This is a genomic window from Burkholderia sp. Bp8984, from assembly GCF_003853755.1.
Lineage (GTDB): Bacteria > Pseudomonadota > Gammaproteobacteria > Burkholderiales > Burkholderiaceae > Burkholderia.
Genome location: NZ_QTQN01000041.1, coordinates 42,569 through 62,797, shown reverse-complemented (window position 1 = coordinate 62,797; position 20,229 = coordinate 42,569). Strand labels below are relative to the sequence as shown.

The 20,229-nt window shown below is 62.0% G+C and carries 19 protein-coding genes; 11 read left to right on the top strand and 8 right to left on the bottom strand.

Annotation, left to right across the window (positions count from 1 at the left end; translation table 11 throughout):
• From DID98_RS30690 to DID98_RS30680, 3 genes are all read left to right on the top strand, one after another.
• On the top strand, positions 1–2,175 hold the full coding sequence (locus DID98_RS30690) for a DUF3274 domain-containing protein (RefSeq protein ID WP_124524075.1): 2,175 nt from the start codon (positions 1–3) through the stop codon (positions 2,173–2,175).
• 149 nt (positions 2,176–2,324) lie between these two features.
• The gene (locus DID98_RS30685; protein ID WP_260428123.1) at positions 2,325–3,809 is read left to right on the top strand and encodes a DUF2875 family protein; all 1,485 of its coding nucleotides are present in this window, start codon (positions 2,325–2,327) and stop codon (positions 3,807–3,809) included.
• Positions 3,810–3,828: 19 nt separating this feature from the next.
• A complete protein-coding gene (locus tag DID98_RS30680) occupies positions 3,829–4,089 on the top strand; it encodes a PAAR domain-containing protein (RefSeq protein ID WP_124524079.1) in 261 nt (86 codons plus the stop codon).
• 69 nt (positions 4,090–4,158) lie between these two features.
• Here DID98_RS30680 and DID98_RS30675 read toward each other — a convergent pair whose 3' ends face one another.
• Genes DID98_RS30675 through DID98_RS30665 form a run of 3 tightly spaced genes read right to left on the bottom strand, consistent with a single transcriptional unit; the run spans position 4,159 to position 7,803 of the window.
• On the bottom strand, positions 4,159–5,280 hold the full coding sequence (locus DID98_RS30675; RefSeq protein WP_124488989.1) for an aromatic ring-hydroxylating dioxygenase subunit alpha: 1,122 nt from the start codon (positions 5,278–5,280) through the stop codon (positions 4,159–4,161).
• Positions 5,274–6,854, bottom strand: coding sequence for a GH3 auxin-responsive promoter family protein (locus DID98_RS30670; RefSeq protein WP_124524081.1), 1,581 nt, complete (start codon positions 6,852–6,854; stop codon positions 5,274–5,276). Before DID98_RS30670 ends, DID98_RS30675 begins: the two co-directional genes overlap by 7 nt.
• A gap of 13 nt (positions 6,855–6,867) precedes the next feature.
• Positions 6,868–7,803, bottom strand: a complete 936-nt coding sequence (locus DID98_RS30665; protein WP_044846489.1) for a fatty acid desaturase — start codon at positions 7,801–7,803, stop codon at positions 6,868–6,870.
• A gap of 113 nt (positions 7,804–7,916) precedes the next feature.
• Here DID98_RS30665 and DID98_RS30660 point away from each other — a divergent pair, with 113 nt between their 5' ends.
• On the top strand, positions 7,917–8,801 hold the full coding sequence (locus tag DID98_RS30660; protein WP_124524083.1) for a metal-dependent hydrolase: 885 nt from the start codon (positions 7,917–7,919) through the stop codon (positions 8,799–8,801).
• Positions 8,798–9,718 (top strand): hypothetical protein, encoded by a 921-nt coding sequence (locus tag DID98_RS30655; protein WP_124488991.1) that lies wholly within the window; start codon positions 8,798–8,800, stop codon positions 9,716–9,718. Before DID98_RS30660 ends, DID98_RS30655 begins: the two co-directional genes overlap by 4 nt.
• Here the strand turns inward: DID98_RS30655 and DID98_RS30650 are convergent.
• Positions 9,706–10,824 carry a hypothetical protein gene (locus DID98_RS30650; RefSeq protein WP_260426310.1) on the bottom strand — a complete coding sequence of 373 codons (1,119 nt, stop codon included), beginning with the start codon at positions 10,822–10,824 and terminating at the stop codon, positions 9,706–9,708. The genes DID98_RS30655 and DID98_RS30650 overlap by 13 nt on opposite strands.
• Entirely contained in the window at positions 10,817–11,506 is a 690-nt protein-coding gene (locus DID98_RS30645; protein WP_235879180.1) for a hypothetical protein, read from the bottom strand. Before DID98_RS30645 ends, DID98_RS30650 begins: the two co-directional genes overlap by 8 nt.
• On the opposite strand from DID98_RS30645, the gene DID98_RS30640 reads away from it, so the two are divergent.
• Together DID98_RS30640 and DID98_RS30635 are read left to right on the top strand one after the other, a co-directional pair.
• Positions 11,505–13,064, top strand: a complete 1,560-nt coding sequence (locus DID98_RS30640) for a fatty acid desaturase family protein (protein ID WP_260426311.1) — start codon at positions 11,505–11,507, stop codon at positions 13,062–13,064. The two genes, DID98_RS30645 and DID98_RS30640, sit on opposite strands and share 2 nt — an antisense overlap.
• Before the next feature lie 291 nt (positions 13,065–13,355).
• The gene (locus tag DID98_RS30635; RefSeq protein ID WP_260428124.1) at positions 13,356–13,760 is read left to right on the top strand and encodes a cobalamin-dependent protein; all 405 of its coding nucleotides are present in this window, start codon (positions 13,356–13,358) and stop codon (positions 13,758–13,760) included.
• Positions 13,761–13,925: 165 nt separating this feature from the next.
• Here DID98_RS30635 and DID98_RS30630 read toward each other — a convergent pair whose 3' ends face one another.
• Together DID98_RS30630 and DID98_RS30625 are read right to left on the bottom strand one after the other, a co-directional pair.
• Positions 13,926–14,873 carry a ketopantoate reductase family protein gene (locus DID98_RS30630; RefSeq protein WP_124488992.1) on the bottom strand — a complete coding sequence of 316 codons (948 nt, stop codon included), beginning with the start codon at positions 14,871–14,873 and terminating at the stop codon, positions 13,926–13,928.
• 10 nt (positions 14,874–14,883) lie between these two features.
• Positions 14,884–15,129, bottom strand: coding sequence for a hypothetical protein (locus DID98_RS30625; protein WP_124488993.1), 246 nt, complete (start codon positions 15,127–15,129; stop codon positions 14,884–14,886).
• Between the two features lie 264 nt (positions 15,130–15,393).
• Between DID98_RS30625 and DID98_RS30620 the strand changes: the two genes are divergently transcribed.
• The 3 genes from DID98_RS30620 (at position 15,394) to DID98_RS30610 (ending at position 18,360) form a co-directional block, all read left to right on the top strand.
• Entirely contained in the window at positions 15,394–16,302 is a 909-nt protein-coding gene (locus tag DID98_RS30620; RefSeq protein ID WP_124489030.1) for a LysR family transcriptional regulator, read from the top strand.
• Positions 16,303–16,654: 352 nt separating this feature from the next.
• Complete coding sequence (locus DID98_RS30615) at positions 16,655–17,587, top strand: MBL fold metallo-hydrolase (RefSeq protein ID WP_124524085.1); 933 nt, start codon at positions 16,655–16,657, stop codon at positions 17,585–17,587.
• Between the two features lie 242 nt (positions 17,588–17,829).
• On the top strand, positions 17,830–18,360 hold the full coding sequence (locus DID98_RS30610) for a YbhB/YbcL family Raf kinase inhibitor-like protein (protein ID WP_124489031.1): 531 nt from the start codon (positions 17,830–17,832) through the stop codon (positions 18,358–18,360).
• Positions 18,361–18,376: 16 nt separating this feature from the next.
• On the opposite strand, the gene DID98_RS30605 is transcribed toward DID98_RS30610, so the two are convergent.
• Positions 18,377–19,126: an SDR family NAD(P)-dependent oxidoreductase gene (locus tag DID98_RS30605; RefSeq protein ID WP_124524087.1), complete on the bottom strand. Its 750-nt coding sequence runs from the start codon at positions 19,124–19,126 to the stop codon at positions 18,377–18,379.
• 110 nt (positions 19,127–19,236) lie between these two features.
• On the opposite strand from DID98_RS30605, the gene DID98_RS30600 reads away from it, so the two are divergent.
• Entirely contained in the window at positions 19,237–20,121 is an 885-nt protein-coding gene (locus tag DID98_RS30600) for a LysR family transcriptional regulator (RefSeq protein WP_124524089.1), read from the top strand.
• Positions 20,122–20,229: the final 108 nt, after the last annotated feature.

Here is a 20,229-nt window from a genome sequence, read left to right as displayed (position 1 = left end):
ATGTCCGATACCACAACCTCGTCGCCCCGGATCGTCGGCGAACATCAGGCGATTCTCAATTGCAACCGGCCGCAGGATGCGTTCGTCAATACCGACGTACAAAATCGCTTCCCGTGCACGACGATCCTGATCCATGGCGTGAATGACCTTGGAACGGATTTCGGCACGGTCGAAGGCGGACTGTGCGATGGATTGAACGACCGCCTCGGTCGCACCGATTTCAAGGGCGCGGAGTACTCGCACGGCCGCATGGCGAACGACCCGAGCCAGGTGAGCGTTGCCGACATGATGAAGAACATGGACGACGCCATCTATCGTCGGCAGGAAAGCGAAGAGACAAGGAGCCCGTTGATTCCGTTTTATTGGGGGTTACGCGTCGGGAAGGAGGATTTGCCCCGGGACCCCAATAAGGAAACCGTCAACGGCCAGTACGTCGACCGGTTCGGCAACCGCCTCGATGAGCACCGCGCGCGCAACGGCGGATTCTTCGCCAACGCGACCAACAACATCCCCGACATGTTCGACTCGAATTTCAAAGGGGGAATGACGACGAAAATTCTCGACCGGATGCAGGGCGACCCGACGCACCCGCTTCGCGAGGCGGAAAATCGGCACTACATGTTGCTGGCAGCTCGGCGGCTCGCGGCATTGGTGCGGCAAATCCGCCTTATCGACCCGGACGGGACGGTCAACATCATTGCGCACAGTCAGGGCACGCTGATATCGCTGCTCGCCCAGGCCTATCTCGTCGAGGGGCTGATTCCCAACCAATGTGGCCCGGCTGACCGTCCTGCCGACACGTTGGTCCTGATCGACTCGCCCTACAGCTTGAGCGAGGAGTTCATGGATCGGCTGCTGCAACGCGGGGACCAGCAGCAGACGGCTTACGCGCGTGCAAAGACCCTGGCAAACCTGGCCGGGTTTGTGGCGAGCGGCAAATATTCGACGCCACCACTCGATCAATTGAAGTACGTGCCAGGTCGGGACAATTTCGGCATCGTCGGCCCGACGTGGGATCCCGTGCAGGCGACGCGCCTGAGCGGGTTGCAAGGCAACGAATGCGTCGTGTTCGCCGAGCGCGACAATCGCGGCAAAGTGTATATGTACTTCAGCCCGGAGGATGCGACCGTCGGTCTGCGCGGCGTCAATGGCATGGGTTGCTCGGGCTTGCCCGACTCAATCCACGTGCGTGCGGCGCAGCGGGGAAGCAAGCCTGAGAAAATCGATCTGCTGTCGGCGGCTTTCCGGCAGCGTGTCTTTACCCGGCGTCTGCGGCAGGGCAAGCCGGTTCAGGTTGGTACGCCGCCCGGAAACTTTACGATGCGGGAAAAGGGTGAAACATCCCATGGCTTGCCCGGCGGCTTCACGACATGGGTGAAATCGACGCAGATAAGCGTCGGTACCGAGCGCAATATCAATGGCGAAGCATTGACGCCACCGTTCGATCCCGAAATGGAAGGCAATGTGCTGCCTGGAACGGAGGTAACGCCTCTTTCGGCAAATAATGCTGGCGAGTATGCGCCCGGCAAACAATCCATTGACCAGCTCGAAGCGGAAATTGCCTTGAGCACGAACAGTGGCGAAGGTGCGTTGCAGCCATTGCCCGCACAAACCATCGAATGGCCAACGAGCGAGGATGGGACGCTGCCGACCACCGCCGAGGTCGAGGCGTCGTTGAATGCGGGCAAGGATCCAGACGATCAGTGCAAGGTAGGCCGGGTCGTGTCGACGGTACCGCCGTCGCCCGGGCACATCGTCGTCTATCGGCAGGAGACGCTCAACGAAGCCAAGGTTCGGCTGATGAATAATCATCAGGGAGAAAGCTCATATCACTCGGCGGTCATGAGCGGTCGTAGAAATCACCGCTGTGCGACCGCGTTCGATGTATCGGTAGGCCAGGCGCGTGCGCTGGACGATCCGGACTGGGCAAAACTCCTGCGGGCAATTGCCGATTGGAGACTTCCGGAGAGCGATATAGTAAAAGCCGAGAGAAAACTCGGCAAAAAGCTCGACCCCGTAACGTCCGAAATAATAAAAGCCAATTGCAGCTATTACGAAAGCGGAGTTTTCCCGGAAGAAAATATCGTGCCCAAGGATTTTCCTGACGGTGTGGTCAGTGAAACCAGGAAAGATCGAAATAGCGAAGATACAAAAGAAGCACGATCGGTACATTGACAAATTGATGCGCCATGATTACGACAAACGTCACGCGACCACCGGCTTCACGAATATTTCTGCTCGCACTCGCAATCCTGACTCTCTTATGGATTGCAGTCTTTGAGTTTGTTGTTGGAAGGGAGGGATTTTTGGGAGGGAATATTGCAATGTATCGACGCTTGTCGCTGTTGATCTTGCCGCCGCTATTGTTGGCGGCATGCGTCAGTATCGCCTATGGTGCCTCGTTGCGTCGAGACTCGCCGCCTCGAGACACGCCCGCTGCCGCTCGTCCCTCGAGCGTAAATGAAGCTGTCGTTGCCGGGGACGGATCTCGGGACGCACGGTTCACATTGGAGATACGACGCTTTGGCGTCGCCGTTGACCGGTTTCGCCAGCGTGCGCTATTGATGCGGCTGGACGAGGCAGGAACCAATGGAACGTTGCTCCCGCAAGATCCCAAACAATATCCGTGGTCGAGTAGTGATCGAAGCTTTGCGGGACATAAGCGCGAGAACAACGTTTTCGGCTATACATTGCGTGGATGGGTCGATTATTGGCCGATTCCCGTGATAGTGGCCGGGCCGCCCCGAAACGAGAGTGATCCGGAGGCGGGCCGGATGGCAACCCACATCAGTAGTGCGGATAACGGGGCGGGGATTGGCAATACAATTTATACGAGACTCGATGAAATACATACTGCGTATGGGGACGATGTAGTCTCTAGAGCGTTTGATATTTTTGACCGCGAGCCGGACTTGCCGGCAGTAGTGTTGCTGGTTGAGGATGGAATCAACACGCGATCCTATTTGGGTACTCCGGGCGCCGATTACCTGGGTTTGTCCACAAAAGATGGAAACTTCGTACCAAAGAATCCGGACAGTTACGTTGCGTTGCTCGTGACGAGAAAGGATCGCGTTGACCGATTGATTCGTCCATATGTGGTGGACGCACCAGAGGCAATCGACAACACCCAGACCCGATATGACGTGATCAAGCTGTGGAATTATTTCTGGCAGCTTCAGAAAGCCTACTGGAAGAAGGGTGAAAAGGAGATGCCGGCGGATTATTGGCAGGCGAAGCTCCCCGAGTTCTGGAAGACCGCGTCGCTGAAGATACCGGACGGCTTCAAGCCGAACCCGTGGGTGCCGATTCCGTGGACGACGTGGCAACTGAAGGAGTACGACAAATGGCCGGTCCTGGCCAATCTGCATCGGCCGGTGCGAGTTGATCTGAGCAACGGGCACGGGGCGCCGTTGAAGAAGGGCGAGCGAATCGAAAAGATCCGCGCCGGCTGGCAGCAGGCAGTGGGCACGCTTGCGCCCGGCGAGCAGCCGGGACGGATGTTCTACGACACCGGCTCTTCGACCGCCAATCTCGCGTTGCTGGTGCAGTCGCTGCACGACAACCCGCAGCATATCGATATTGACGATCCGAAAGACGCATTCGACATGCAACGCCGTATCGGCGGCGACACCGGAACGAGCTCGATCTGGGTCCAGACCGCGCTGGCGCTGATGATGGGTTATGGCGACGGGAAGACGAGCGCACTGATCAACCTGCGGGATCCGCTGCATGCCACGATCGTCATGCTGACGCCGTCGGACGCCGCGTCGCGGCAAGCGCATCCGCAGACGTTCAGCTGGGATTTCTGACGGACCGGATCGACACGTCATGGGTCAAAAGCGATACATCATCGAAGGCGATGTGCACAGCCACGGCGGACGCGTTGTGTCCGGGGCGCCGAACTCGCGAATCAACGGGCGCGCGATTGCACGCTTGCACGATCCCGCGATTTGCGAGATTCACGGCCTGACCTTCATTGCGACGGTGTCGGGTTACGCCCGGTTCGACGGGCAAGTCGCCGCATGCGACGGCGACTTGCTGGCATGCGGAGCACGCCTGATCGCGAGCCAGGACCAGACGGGAGGCTAACGGAAATACGGGGCACGTGGGCGGTGCGCCGGTCGAGCCGGGCGCCTCGCCCGATCGCGCCGGTGACGCTCAGATCACGAATTCCATCGGCTTCGTGCCGCATTGCGCATCGGGCAACGGCTCGCCACGCTGCGTCGCGGCCAACAACCGACCGATCGCAATGTGGACCACATCGGCGCGCACGCTCGACGGCGTGAAGCCTGCGGCGTTGTCGAGTCCCTCGCGGTGCGCGCGCATGATTCGCACGTCTTGCTGGATCACGGAATGCGTGTAGAGGTGCAGCAGCGGTTTCAGCGCGCGCAGCACCGCAGCCGGCAAGGAAAAGCGATAGGCGATGTATGTATAGACACGCGATCGACGCGTGTCGAGCGGCGTGATCTGGCTGATGATCAGAAAACTCGAACGGCTACCCCAGTGATAGTCGCACCGTGTGACGTTCGGTGCATAAAAATGATCGGTATGCCGAAGCGGTTCCCTGGACGGATTGGTCAGCCAGTCCAGCATGCCGATCTTGTCGCCATCATCGTGATACGTGACCTCGACGCTCTGCTGCTTCAGTTCGACGGTCGCCCGTAGTCGCCGCCCAGTGGATGAGCGAAAGATCCGGTCGTGCACGAACACCGTATGCGGGACGTCCATGAAGTTCTCGACCAGCGCACCGAGATCGCCATCGAACGTATTGACCATGTAGTACGACTGCCACGGCCGTTCGCCGTGGTGCGGCATGTCGAACGGCCGCTTCAGCGCTGGATCACCTCGCCCGCGATAGACCCAGACGAGGCCGTGCCGAGTCAGCACCGGCAACCTGCGCTGACGATATGGGTAGGTCGTACCGGTCGATTCGGCGCTTGCGCCGTCGATGCTGGGAATTCGGGTGACGCGGCCGTGCTGGTCGTAATGCCAGCCGTGATACGGACAGACGAGGCAGCCGTCGATGACATTCCCGGCCGACAACCGGGTGCCGCGATGCACGCATTGGTCGACGAGCGCGACGATCTCGCCGTCTGCCGCCCGGAATAGCACGATGCCGAGGCCGAGTACGCGCGTGCCGAACGGTTTGTCCCGCTTGACCTCGGCTTCGGTGCCCGCGACGTACCATTGCTCGACGAGCGCGCCGAAGGCTTCGCCATCGGCGTCCGGCTCGGATTCGTCGCACGGGGGGCACGTTGATGCGATCGATATGTTCAACATGAGCACGCGTCCTCGATGAATGCGCGGAGTGCGTCCGCCACGGCGGGCTTGGCCACCAGTGCGCGGGGTTTGACGTCGCCAGCCCGGATGCCAGCACGCTCGTGGGCTCGCTGGACGAGATCCGCCAGCTGGGCGGCACCCCCGGGTATACGAACCACGCGCAACGGGCCAAGCTGGCCGACCGTGCGTGCGTGTCGGTAGTGAAAAGCGCGGGCGAGAGCCTGTTCCAGCGCATCACGCAGGGCGGCGACGTCCTGCGTACCGCTTGCAAGCAACAGCAGGTAATGGGGCGGATCCGCGTCTGCGCACGGAATCACGCAACCTTCATCGCCCGGTTGCAGCACCTCGGAAAGCGACGCAGCCAGATAGGCTTCGTCCAGCTTTTCACCGACCAGATCGCTTTGCGTGCCAGCCCGCCCGACGAAGGCCACGCATGGCGTTCGTCCCGCATATCCGGTCACACGGACCCGATCGCCGAGCCGATAGCGGTACAGGCCGCCTCCGGTCGTCACGACGACCTCGACCGTATCGCCCGGCTTCAGTTCTTCCACGCCTATCGCGGTTCCATCGTCGAGCAGGAACTCCAGGAAGTGGCTGCAGACGGCGAGGGGACAGCCGGCCATATCGCCGAACGGCAGGCTGACCACCGCCTCGGTGGAAAACAAGCCTTTCGGAAGCCATGCGGCCTGCGGAAACAAGGTGCGGGCATGTGCGGCGTAGTGTTTGCTCGGACCGTCCATCCAGCAACTCACTGCCGCGAGCTGCGGCCACAGCCGGCTGCAGTGGCCATCGTCGAGTGCGCGCCGCAGCGCTGCCGTACGGTTCGACGGCAGCGAATCGAACAGGAAGGTGAGCGTATCGCCGCGTTGCGGTTCGGCTTCGTCGAACAGCGGACGAAGCAGACTGGTCAGGAAGGTCGGGCTCCATACGCTGATGAAGGCCAGATCTTCAGCGGCGATCAGCGCGCGCAACGTTTCGTTGCGCCACGCCCGACCGTCACCCGATAGCGATGGTGCGACGAGCGTCGGCAGCAGATCGACGAGCGGGCTGTCGGCCAGGTATTCGAGATCGCTGTCCGATCCGATCATGATGCCGTTGGGAGCGCGTTCGCGCGCGTGCATTGGAGGTGACATCGACCAGTACGCGCGCCCGGCCGCGACGCCGGGCACGGCGCGATGCAGATCGGAGAGCCAGACGATCAGCGCGAACTGCAATTCTTCGAGAAAGGCCGGCGTATAGGGAATGAGCTTTTGCTGCTCGCTGCCGCCGCTCGTGCGCTCGAAGAAGCGTGGCGCTTGCGCGGTCAGGATCGGAGCGGACTCCTTGAGTGCACGATCAATCCATCGGGACATGCCGGCGTAGGGGGCCACCGGCACGCGCTCGCGAAATTGTGCCGGATCTGCGATATCGGCAAACCCGTTGGCAATGCCGAACGTCGTGTTCCGATTCGCGGCGAGCAAGCGTGACAGATAGGCCGCCTGCGCGTCGCCCGGCGCATCGAGCGCGCTGAGCCACGCGCGACGGAAGGGTTCTGCTGCCGCGCCAAACGTGGCCCACGCATCCTGTGCACGCACGTGCGTCCTCTCGTCAGAAATAGGTCTTTTCGAGCTGTGTCGGATCGCTGGGCAAACGCCGGGGCGCCTCGAACACATGCAGCCAACCGTACCACAGCGGTCGCGTCTCCGCTGCGTCGGAGCATGCATGAAGCTCCTGCCAGCGCAGGCTCGGATGCCGGTGATGCGTCAGGTTGTAGTTGAAGTTGAGGAACGCCCAGCGGATCAGTGCGGGGGCACGCATGTTGTATGTGCCCTCGACAACGTCGAGCGGAGTGTGCATGTGATACACCCATTGGAGCGACGACCACGAAAACGCGAATGCGAGGTAGGCAATCGCGATGTCGAGCACGCGCCAGTCCAGCAATGCACCCAGTGCAATCCACGCGGCCACGGCTGCGAGGGTTTCGTATCGAATTCGTCGAAAGTCGGCCTGGTCGAAGTCCCTGAACGCAGCCGCATACGTGTTGTCGTGTCCGTACTTCGCCCAACCATGCGGGATGCGACTCGGAAGCACGGCCAGGACGAAGCTGCCCGCGAAACTCGCCAACCAAATGCCGCCGACGATCGCCACGTAGTATTCGATTCGCTTGCGCCACAGCGAAACGTCCGGCTCGACGAAGTCCACCCGCTCCGCAGGCGTTCGATTCCGCACGTGGTGACCGAGATGATTCACGTGGATCAGCGTTGCTGCGGCGCCGAACATCGTCGATGCCCACCACATCATCAAGTAGTTGATTTCCCCGCGCCGATGCCCGAAACCGTGGAATGTTTCGTGCATCATCGAAAACACACCTTGCATGATCAGGCAGAACGGTACGAGCGACACCCAGCGCAAGGGGCTCGTACCATGCGACAGCCACGTCAGGATGCCGGCCCATGCAACGCTCTGCAGCGCGAGCACGCAGAGATTCAGCCGATCGAACCGTCGCGAACGATTATCTATGGCGCTTGCATTGGCAACGAACATACAATTCGGACATGGATGGTGGCGGCGACGCAGAGCATACCTTCGATCGCCATCATCGAACAATACGCCCGCCTGCGCTGACCCTGCGCGTTACGCCACGATCGGCCACGACCATGTACGCCAAACGAACCGACGATTCAACGCATGAACGCCGCAACGACGCGGCAGACATCCGTCGGCGCAATCCGCGTTTTTGCTTCGCCGACCACATTCCGCGCTATTGGTATCGTGACAACCGCCGCGTGACGCGCTTTTTCGACGCGTTCTCGATCATGTTTCCGCTTGGCGAGAAGTTCTTTGTCGATAGCGTGAGGCAGTACTGCGACGCGCTGCCGGCCGACGGCACGCTCGCCGCGCAAGTGGATGCTTTCCTGTACCAGGAAGCCGCTCACATCCGCGAGCACCGCGCGTATAACCGGCGCCTGGCTCGCCAGGGCATGCCGGTCGACGCACTCGAGGCGCTCATGCGGAGACGGCAGCAACAATGCCGGCGTGTCGCTTCGCCGCTGCTTCAATTGACCTTCACGGCATGTCTTGAGCACTACACGGCCATTCTGGCCGATCTGCTATTGCGCGATCCGGCCATTCTCGACGGCGTCGACCCGTCGATGGCCGCGATCTGGCGGTGGCATGCGATAGAGGAAACCGAACACAAGGCCGTCGCGTTCGACGTATTTCGCGCTTGCGGCGGCGGCGCGATCAAGCGCTATTTCATGCGGACGGCGGCGATGCTCGGCGTTACGGCATGCTTCGTCGTCGATCTGGGCTATTTCATCGTCCGTCTCGCGTGTGCCGACCGCGACGCCGGCAATTGGCGAAGCTGGGCACAGCTTGGCTGGTGGCTGTTCGGCGCGCCGGGCATCGTTACCCGCGTGCTGCCTGCGTGGCTGGCATGGTTCTCGCCGCGTTTTCACCCTGCCCGAATCGGGAATCCAGCCACGCTGGCTGCTGCCCGCGCGGCGCTCGCTGCCGATGGCGTGACAACGGAGCCGGCATGAGCGCACGGTGTCCGGCATGGTCGCCGTCCGGCTTCGACGAGTGGCGGCAACACTACCCGTTGACGCCGTTCGAACCGGCGCCCGCAGCACTCGACTGGACCGGGCGCTTCATCGAATGTTGGCACGCACATGGCGCTCACGCATTCCCGGACACCGTCATCGTGCTGGTTGCGGGACTCTATTCCGAATGGATACCTGCCTGCTTCGGGCATGCTGCGCGGGCGTTGCGTGCCGCGCGGTACTCAGTCCTTCGTGTGCCGGTCCGCTCGTCGCGCGCCGTTGCCGAGCAGGGCGCGCATATCGCGCGCAACCTGTATGCGCGCTTGCCCGCTGATCGCCGTTTTATCGTCCTTACCCATAGCAAGGGCGGGCTCGATGCATTGGCGGCTCTGCATGCGGATTCAGGGCTTCGTGCTCGCTGCGACGGTATCGCACTCGTTCAGCCGCCCGTCGGCCCGAGTGCGATCGTCGATGGCCTGCTCGAGCAACGGGGGGCGCGCATCGATCCCGCATGGTTGGGTCGAGCCGCCGGGAGATTGCTGCGCACACGCTGGCTGCATGCAGGCTCGCGCGATATCGGCAGCGGGCGCGACGCGGGCATCGCGAATCTGTTGTCTGCGGTGCCCGGTGGCCTGCACTGTGTGCATGTCGTGAGCTGGTCGATAGAACGCACGTCCCGGTTCGACGCACATCACTCACGCCTCGACCGCTACCGTCCCGGTTGTGCGCATGACGGACAGTTCTACCTCGATCACCAGACGATTCGCGGCATGCCCCAAGTGTGCGTGCCGCATCTCGACCATGGCCAGCCTGTACTCGGCGGCGCCGGCTTCGATGCGGGGCGTTTCTGGCTTGCACTCGTTGCGCTCCTGAACGACACGCGAGCGGCTGCGGTCGCGAGCGGTCAGACGAGATAGATTTCGAATCCCGGGATCGCTTCGGTGCCGCCCGGATCAAGTGCGCTCGCGCCGGGCGTGGATAGCGTGTATAGATCCATCGGCAGTGCGGTGTACCGATAGCCGTGCAAGGCGGGCCATAGCGGGTCGTGATCGTACAGGCAAAGCTGCAGCAACGCATAGCGGCTCCGCTCTCGTTGCCAGACCGCATCGAGCAGTGCCTGTGCGATGTCCGGGTTGCGTCCGCTCACATGCAGATGAGTCAGGTAGATGTCCTGAAGCGGCTGGCCGGGTGCTGCGATGGGAGGGCGTCCGAGCAACGGCGCGATGGCGTTGAAGCCGTGACGCAGCGCACCGAGCGAGCGCGGCAGACGTTCCAACACGATGCGCTTGATACGTCCTGCATCCCACGGAGCAACGCAGCCCACGATACGCCGCTGCGCGTTACGTGCGACCAGAAAGCGCTCGATTCCAAAGTCGGGCCAGACGTTCAGGCGGCGCGCGAATTCGTCCGCCGTAAAGACGCAACCGAAGGGTTGGGAACGCGACTCCTGGTCCAGAAATGCGCGGAGCGCGTCGGCGTCGGCGGCCGACGCGTTCGTGATCCTGACGGAACTGGCGCTCCGCGCAGCGATACGCCGCGCATAGATCGACACGTTACTGTAGCCGCGCCAATGTCGAAATCCGAGCCGGGTCCGCTTGCCTGTCTTGAATAGCGATTGCGTTGCGATCCTGTTGTCGCGAATGACGCAGCAGTACGTATGCTGCACATCTTCGTGCCGGGCGAGATCAGCGAGGCGATCGACGACATAGTCGACCCACGTGTGCGCCAGTTCGCGATCGGGTGCGATGCGCAAGTCGCCGAGGTAAGCGATGCGCTGTTTCTCGCCGGCGATGTAGCCGTCGCGAACGACCATGCTGGCTATTCCTTTGACGCGCCCGGCGCTGTCCTCCGCGAGCCAGGTTCGATAGTCGTTCGAATGACACCGATGCAGTGCGGAGTAATCCGGCGAGCGATCGAAGCGAAGCGGCATCCCGCTTAGCATCGCGTAACGTGTTTGAAACGCGAGGAGCCGTTCGTTGTCGACCGCTGTGGCTAGCCGGATCCGCGTCATCGGCTCATTCACCGGTGAAGATTCGTCTTGCCATCGGGCGCAGGTTTTCCGGCGTCAGTTCACACAGGCAGGCGAGCTCGTTGCCGCATGCGTATTCTGGATTGCGCTCCAGAAAATAGGCGACATCCGGCAGCCGTCGATGCACGTCCGGCACTTCGGCGAGGGCTGGGGCGAGGCGGCCTTGCGGTACCGGAAACTTGAGCACGCCGGACGCGGCGTCGTATGCGTGCCCGAAGCGCTCAACTGCCAGATGATCGAGCAGTGCCTGATTCACGGGCTCAGTCGGTCGGTCGAATCGCGGAGTGAAGTCATGCGCGAACGCTCGCAAGTAGCGGTACGTACGATGCCCTTTGCAGATCAGAAACCAGTATAGTGCCACGTCGGGCGAGTTGCGTTTGAGCTCACCTGCGAGTCGAATCCAGCAAAACGCGAGTTGCTGGCTGCCCCAGCAGGCCGGATCCACGATCGTGTCGCCGGAAAACAGGATGCGCAGTGTGGTGTCGCACCACTGCTGTTCATATAGTTTCAATGTGGAGAAGCCGCGCAGCTTGCCGGTGTCATCGCGCATGATGACGCAATGTGTCTTGTCGTCGAGATCGTGTTCGAAACGTGCCTGTTCCGTATCCCGGTAACAGGTCGAGTAGAGCGCGTACATATGTGCAACGTCGACGTCGCGCAGCTGCGCACGTGTCATGGAACTGGCTCGAAGCGGCATAGCGTCGTTATTCATGCGAGCTGAAACGATTTATCATGATACGCGATTGAGCCGCTCCTTTTTTCACATGCGCGCCATACCTCCTGTTTCCGCCTCCTATATACCGTCAGCGTTCGACGCGTGGCGCTGGCTCGCAATCTATGTCGTCGTGTCGGGTGCGCTGTACTTCTGGGTCACACACGCGCCGATGGCACCCGTGGCGCTGTTGCGTCCGGGGCCGTACGATGCGGTCATTCCGCGCGTGTCCGCCAGCGTGCCGCTTTATTTGAGTTACGCGCTCGTGATGCCGTCGATCGTCTGGTTCGGCCGATGCCGAAATTGGCTGCTGCCCGCGTTTTTCGCAGGTGCGCTTGCCGCAGGCCTGTGCATCGTCAGTCATCTGCTATGGCCGACTGCCGTGAGCCGGTCGCCGGCTGCGACAGGATGGATCGCGTGGCTGTATCGGATCGACGCGCCACTCGCCGCGAGTCCATGCGGGCATGTTGCGCTGCCTGTGGCTGTAACCGTGGTATTGGCTGCGCTACGTGTCCGTGCAGCGCGCTATTACGCTGCGTGGAGCGCAATGCTGGCGCTCACGGTTTTGACGACCGGGCAGCATCTGATCGCGGACATGCTCGCGGGACTCGCACTCGGTATTGGCGTTGGCGGTGCGACGACCGTGCTCATTCGTCTCGACGTTGACCTGCGTACGGCCGCCGCATTGTTGCTTGAATGGCTATGTATCGTAGTTATGCTGCGAGTTGCGTTATCGGTGGGGCATTGGGGAGGCTACCTCGTCGCTGCCGTTGTTGTCGCGACCCGGCAACACGCGTTATTCATTCTGTATCACGACGCGACACACTATCATTTGACCCGCCGCCGTTTCGCGAACGACTTTCTGATCAACTTGGCAATCGGCGTACCGGGACTCGTGCCCATCGAGTTTTATCGCCCGCTGCATCTCGCACACCATCGTCACGTCGGGACTTCGGAAGATCCAGAGCGGAATTATCTGTACCACGCGCAGCCATGGAAATTCGAGCCACTCGACACACTCCCGCTCGTCCGGCAACTGCTCGGTGATTTGTTCCTGGTCAACATGGTGAAAAACATGCGCGCATACCGGCGTGCGAACGGGCGTGGTGCGTCCATGTCACTGCCGCTGCTTACGGCGATAGCGACTTGGGGCATCCTGCTCGTGCCGCTCCTGCATGCATGCACAGTACGCGAACTGTTGACGCTTGCGGCGCTTTGGTTCGTTCCTCTTGTGACAATTGGGGCGCTGGTGCAGAAGATCCGTAGTATTGCAGAGCACAGCGGCGGGCCGGGTGTCACGGCTGGCTGGAATGACTGGACTTATTCGTGGCGCGTCGGGTTACTGGGCCGCTTCTTTATCTGGCCGTACAACATCAACTATCACCAACAGCATCATCGCGAACCCGGCGTGGCGTGGCATCGCTTGCCCGGATTGCGCTCGTCTGACGAGCCGGTTCTGCCTTCGCGGCAATTGCTTGCATTGCTCTGGTCGGGTGCTTCGCGCCGTGGTAGTCAAAGATAGAAAAAATCCCTTCCACGACGCGATGAAGTTTCCTATCGGTCCTGGAGCGAAAGAACGGCTCGACCCGTCGCGATCCGTCTGACGCGTGCCGCGCAACCATTGCACACGGATTGCGTCATGAGGTCCCACCGCTGCCCGGCAGATAGTCGAAAGTGATCGACGTGTTGCACACATTCAATGCGGCGATCCGAGCGTCGTCAGCGACGCGCTGAAGCGCATTCCGAACCCGCCCGTACACGCGGCCGTGTCGGTCAGCTCGCTCGCCGGCATCACCGGTTCGGCGTCGACCGCCTGGCAAAACGCGCGGGACGCAGGCCGCGCATCGCGATCGCCAAGCTCGGCCAGGACGGACACGACCGCGGTGCGGCCGTCGTCGCAGCCGCGCTCGAGGACGCCGGATTCGACGTCCTGCGCCTGCCGCTGTTTCAGCAACCGGCGTCCGTGGCGGCAGCCGTGCAGGCGCATGGCGCCGATATCGTGGGCATTTCGTCGTTGTCCGGCGCCCACCTCGAGCTCGTCGAAGGGCTGCTCGACGAACTGGCATTGCATCGCGCCCGGATTCCGGTGGTGTTGGGTGGCATCTTTCCGGCCGCGGATATTCGCCATCTGAAGGCGAAGGGCGTCGCGGCGACGTTCGGGCCCGGCACACCGCTCGATGCGATCGCGCAAGCGCTGTGCGCATGTCTCGACGCATGAGTCGTTCCTCGAGAAGTTCAGGGCGCGGTTAGAACGAGGTCTAGAGGAACGGGTGATCGTCGCCGATGCGCCGATTTGCGTGACGCTCCGCACCGCGGCCAGCTGCGTGGATGGGTCGACGGACGGACGCTTCGACGAAGCGCCTGGCGGCAACCGCCACGCGCTTCAGTGTCGAGCCGTCGCGCCGCCCGACTGACGCGTACGCGCATCGACGAGCCTGACGAGGCAGGCCAGGCTGTTCGTATACGGCACCGCGACACCGGCCTTGCGAGCAGCCTCGACTACCGCGCCATTGATCGCTTCGATCTCGGTGCGCCGGCCGGCCAGCACGTCCTGCAGCATCGATGGCCGATGCGTACGATGATGGGCGAGCGCATCGCGCACATTCGACGCCACGTGCGCTTCACTTGCCGAAATGCCGAGCGCACGCGCGACGGCCATCACCTCTGAAACGATCTTCAGCGCCAGCTCTTCGCCGTCTGGAGTATTCGTCAATTCGCCGACCGTGCATTGCGTCACGGCACACAGACTGTTGAGGGCGGCGTTGAATGCAACCTTCTCCCAAATCGCGGCCCAGACGTCGGGATCGACATGGCACGAGAGGCCGGCGTCATTCAACGTATGCACGGTCTGTTCGAGCGCGCTCGTATGCGTGCCGTTCGCGTTCATCAGCCGGATCGTGCCCTGGCCATGCGAGCTGACGGCGCCAGGTTCCGACTTGTCGGCCGGCCACGTGGTGACGCCGACCATGACCCGGTCGGGCGAGACGGATCGGGCGAGCCGTTCGGCGTTCCCCAGGCCGTTCTGCAACGACAGGATGACGGTGTCGGGGCCGAGTACGGCGCTTGCGGCAGCGAGTGCGGCGGTCGTATGCATCGTCTTCGTGAAGACGATGACGAGGTCGACGGGCTCGCCGGCCTCCTCCGGCCTCAGTGCGACGAGATTGCGCACGATTTGCTCGCCGGAATCGGTCGAAAGCCGCAGGCCGTGGCTGCGAATCGATGCGAGATGAGCGTCGTCGATATCGAGCAGGCTGACCGAATGCCCCGCAAGCGCGAGGCGGCCGCCAAAGAACGAACCCATCGCACCGGCACCCAGAATGGCGATCTGCATGGCGTGCTCCTCAGAACGGATCGTGGTGGAGAGTGCTCTGCAGGGTAATCCCCCGCAAGTCGGTGAATTCCGCGACACCCGCGCGGCCGCCGAAGCACCGGAAGCCGCTGCCCGGCTTGAGCGGGCCGAATCCCGACCAGATCGGGAATGCGCGGGCCGCGGCGTCCACCGCTGCCTCGGCATCCTCGACGCCGGCGGCGGCGGCGGGCGCGCGTGACGCTACCTCACCGTCGATGAGCATCGACACTGTCTTCATCGTTTGTCTCCTGGATTTCTTCGACGCCGATGTCCTCGGCGAGACGGGCTTCACTCGGCGCGTGCAGCGCGAAGGCGACCGACATGCGCTCTCACCCGGACCGGGCGCAAGCGCGCGCGGCGGAAACTGCCGGGGCGCCTAGCGGCGGGAGGCTGAGCTCCATTGAAGTCTCCTGTCGTTCAGTACGGTTCAGGTGAACGCATTATCGAAACATCAGGAAGAATCCGAAATTGCCGATTTCACAAAAAGGCATTACCTTCAGGCATGACTTTCAATCTCCAGCAGCTTCACGCATTCGTCACGATCGCCTCGGCCGGTAGTCTCGGGCGCGCGGCCGAGACCTTGCACGTCACCCAACCGGCCTTGAGCCGCGCGATCCGCCGGCTCGAAGACGAGGTTGGCGCCCCTTTATTCGAGCGCCATACGCGCGGCATGCACCTGACGGCGGTGGGAGAGGCGCTGCTGCCGCACGCGATTCTGTTGCAGCGCGAGGCGGAGCAGGCGCGTGAAGAGATCGACGCGATGCGCGGGCTCGCACGCGGGACGATTCGCTGCGGTGCGGTAGGCAGCATCGCGAGCCTCGTGCTGCCGCTCGCCGTGAGCGGCGTGTTGCAGAAGTGGCCCAATTTGCGCGTTCACGTCATCGAAGGCGTCTGGGATCGTCTTGCCGAGGCGCTGGTGCAGCGCGAAATCGATCTCGCACTCAGCATGGTGATGCCCGACACCGAGGAGATCGTCGCGATCGAGGACTGTCGCTGGGAGGACAACAGCTACGTGGTGGCGGCGCTCGATCACCCGCTGCGGGCAAAGCCCGGGATCACGCTGGCCGATACGCTGGATCAGCAGTGGGCGATCCCGCCGCGCGGCACCGCGCCGTTCGAGCACATGCAGCAGGTGTTCGTCGCAAACGGGCTCGGCTTGCCGAACGTCGTGGTCGAAACCCGATCGATCACCGTGCTGAAGAGTCTCGTCGCCCGATCCGGTTTTCTGAGCTGGATGGCCGAACCGATGTACGTGACGGAGAGCAAGGCGGGGGTGTTCGATACGCTCGAATTGCCGGGGGTAGTCGGGCGGCGCACGTTGACCGCATTTCGGCGTCGGCACGGTTTGTTGCCGAGTCCTGCCGTCAAGCTGCTCGAACAGTTGCGGCAACTGACGGCTGAACCGCGCTAGCGCCAGCGGTTGGACACATGCACGTCGGCGTTGCCCTTCGAGAGAAAAAAGGTCGGCGCCGACGGTGAACTGATTTGCGCTGAAATCCACCTCCTGTCGAAGGATCCGGTCGAACGCTCAAACACGACGGGTGACGGATCGGCTCGTGTTGCCTGCCGGACGTCGATTGTTGCCGGTTGGACAACGCGGTGTGTGCATTCCCGACGCTACTGGCGTTTGCCTCCCCCTGACTACAATCCGTCTCACGTTCGGTTGAAATGCGAGCGAAACCAGGCGAGCGAAATTCGTGGCCGCGCTCGTGAATCGCGCCGCGCCGAGCGCCTCACCCACTTGACCAACAGGACAATCGAAGATGAGCGAAACGACCCGCAATGTGCAGCCGGTTACCTCCGGGCTCGGCAAAGAAGGATCGGGAGAACTCGTGCCTTCCCGTTACGCCGTGCGCGTGGGTAACGTCGACGTCGTGCTGATCAGCGACGGCGTTCTGCCGCTGCCGACTTCCACCATGTCCACCAACGTGAGCGAAGCAGACAGAAACGAGTGGTTCGACGGCCGTTTCCTGCAACGTGACATGTTCGACTGGGCACTGAACATCGCACTCGTGCGTAGCGGCGAACGCCTGATCCTGATCGACTCGGGTGTCGGCGACGGATTTGAGTACTTCACGCGTGCAGGGAAGTCGGTGATGCGACTGGAATCGGCCGGCATCGACCTGGCTGCGATCACCGATATCGTGATTACGCATATGCACATGGATCACGTCGGCGGGCTGAACGTCGACGGTATCAAGGCCAGGCTGCGTCCGGACGTGCGCATTCATGTATCGGCCGAGGAAGTGGCGTTCTGGAAAAATCCGGATTTCAGCAAGACGGTGATGCCGGAAACGGTTCCTCCCGCGCTCCGCAAGGCAGCTTCGAAGTTCGTGGAACTCTATCGCGAAAACATCGTGCAGTTCGATCGGGCCGTGGAAGTTGCAGCGGGTGTGTCGGCGCGCGTGACGGGGGGGCACACGCCGGGGCACTGCGTGGTGGATGTCGCATCGAACGGCGAGAAGCTGACGTTCGTGGGCGACGCGATTTTCGAAGTCAACTTCGACAATCCCGACTGGCAAAACGGCTTCGAGCACGATCCTGAAGCCGCTGTGGACGTACGTATCTCGCTGTTGAACGAAGCCGCCGAGACCGGCGCTCTGCTGGCCGCGGCACATGTCGCGTTCCCGTCCGTCGGCCACGTTGCAAAGAAGGGGAACGGTTTCAGCTTTGTGCCTGTTCTGTGGGACTACTGATTGATTTTTGAACGTCGGCGGCCGATGCGGGACGCGTCCGTACTTGGTCGGGCGAACGCACGCAAGCCTGCACGGTGATCTTGGGGCGGGCGGCATGCGCGTCAGCACCCTGGCAGCGCAAGTGTCGTCTCGTCCCGCCCCGCTCGGCCGGGTCGTTCTCGCCCCCTGCAGAAGCGCCCTCCTTTTCAACGGAGTACACCGTGCGATTCAACTTCTTTCCGCGCTCGACCCTCTGCTCTGCAATGCTCTTGTCGATCGTGCCGACGATCGCTGTCGCGGGTGCGTTCTCCGTTAAAGTCGATGGCCTGAACCGCGGCCGGTTCGAGAACGAACAGGTCTACGGCGGATTCGGCTGCCACGGCGACAACGTCTCGCCACGCATTTCGTGGTCCCATCTTCCTCATGGAACGAAGAGCGTCGTCGTGACCATTCACGACCCAGACGCCCCGACCGGCGGGCTGGGCTGGACGCATTGGGGCGTCGTCAATATACCGGCGTCGGAAGCGTCGATCGAAAAAGGCGCGTCCGGCAATCCGAAGCGGATGCCTGCCGGGGCCATCGAAACGCTGACCGACTTCGGGGCGGCGAAATACGGCGGCCCTTGCCCGCCTCAGGGGGAATCGCACCGATACATCGTCACGGCATCGGCGCTCGCCGTGCCAAGTATCGACGTGAACGCCACATCGAGCCCGGCCCTCGTTGCCTATCAGATGCACGGAAAAGTGCTTGCACGGGCACGCTACGTTGCGATGTATCGCCGAGCGGCAGAGTGAGCGCCCTGGCGGGAGGTCAGCGCAGCGACATCCCGCCGTCGACATTCAGGTTCACGCCGTTGACGAAGCTCCCTTCGCTGCTGACGAGAAACAGTGCGGCGCGAGCCAGTTCTTCCGGGCGGCCGAAACGGCCGAGCGGGATGCTGTCAGAGACGGCAGCCTCGAATGCCGGTCGGTCAGCGGATTCGATACCGAGCTTGGAAAGAATGGGGGTGTCGGTGGGACCGGGACTGATTACGTTGACCCGGATGCCGCGGGTATTGAATTCGAGCACCCAGCTGCGGGCAAATGCTTCGATGGCGGCCTTCGTTCCCGCATAAACGGCATGTCCGTCGAACACTTTGGAACTGGCGATCGAACTCGTCAACAGGATCGCTCCGCCGTCGCGCACGTGGGGCGCGATCTTTTGCACGCCGAAGAACACGGCTCTGGTATTGGTGGCGAAATGTTCGTCATACGACTCGACGCCCACCTGGCTCGACGGTGCGATCGTATTGACGCCGGCATTCGCGACGTATATGTCGGCGCCGCCGAACCGTTCGGCTACCAGGGTTGCGACGCGATCGTGCGTTCGAAGATCGGCGAGATCTCCTGTCAGTCCCGTCGCGCGATTTCCGAGTTCCGCCACGGCCGCGGTCACGGCCTCGGAGCGACGGCCCACGATGACGACGTTTGCACCTTCCTCGACGAACAGCCTTGCCGTGGCATACCCGATTCCACTGTTGCCACCCGTAATGACGGCAACCTTGTTTGCGAGTCGATTCATTGAAATCTCCGTTGTTTCGCGCCGATCTGGCGTACGGCGCCAATATAGTCCGGGGACTTCGAGTGCTGTAGTCATGCAACGGAACTATCAATTTTGCCGAAGAGTCACGAATGGCATTCGAGAAATTCAGCGGTCTTCCAGCGTTCGTGAGGTCGGTCGAGGCAGGATCGTTCACGGCCGCGGCACGGTCGCTCGAAACGACACCGTCCGCCGTGTCGAGGAGCGTCGCAAGGCTGGAGAAGCGGCTCGGCGTAACGCTGTTTCAGCGGTCGACGCGGGCGTTCGTCCTGACGAGCGAAGGGCAAACATACTATGAGCGCGTTGCGCCGCTCATGCGAGGTCTCGAGGATGCGAGCGACGTTCTGACGACGCCTGAAAAAGCGGTAGGAAAGTTGCGCGTGAGCCTTCCAGTCGATCTGGGGCGGACCCTGCTCGAGCCGATCACGCGGGAATTGATGGGCAGCAATCCCGAATTGTCACTCGAAGTCAACATCAGCGATCGTCACGTCGATGTGATCCGTGAGGGCTTCGATATCGCCATCAGAGCCGGGCGCGCCGTCGATAGCAGACTCTATGCGCACACGCTGATGAGCTTGCCGCTGGTGCTCGTGGCTTCCCCGAACTATCTGCTCAAGCATGGCATGCCCAAGGGAAAGGACGATCTCGTTGCGCATCTTCATGTGCGTTACAAACTCGACGGACGCGTCGTACCGATCGTTTTTGCCGACGGAACGAGCATCCCCATCGATGGCATGTTCGATGCCGACAATGGTGATGCGATGAGAGTGGCTGCATTGAACGGACTCGGTATCGCCCAGATTCTGAGAACGGCAGTACAGCCTGATCTCGATTCCGGCCGGTTGACAGAGGTGCTGCCTGACGTGAAGTTGAGTGCGGTGCCGGTCATTGCGCTGCACGCATTCGGAAAAGGTTTGCCCGCCCGCGCGAGAATATTCATCGATTTCGTCTCGCAACAGCTCGCTCGATCCAGATAGCGCGAGAAGGAACATGGGCCGACATGAATGAGACGCTCAAATTTGGCCGGCGAGACAAAATCGTCGAGTGATTCCTGTCGATATGCGTGAGGTGCGGATATTCGGCCC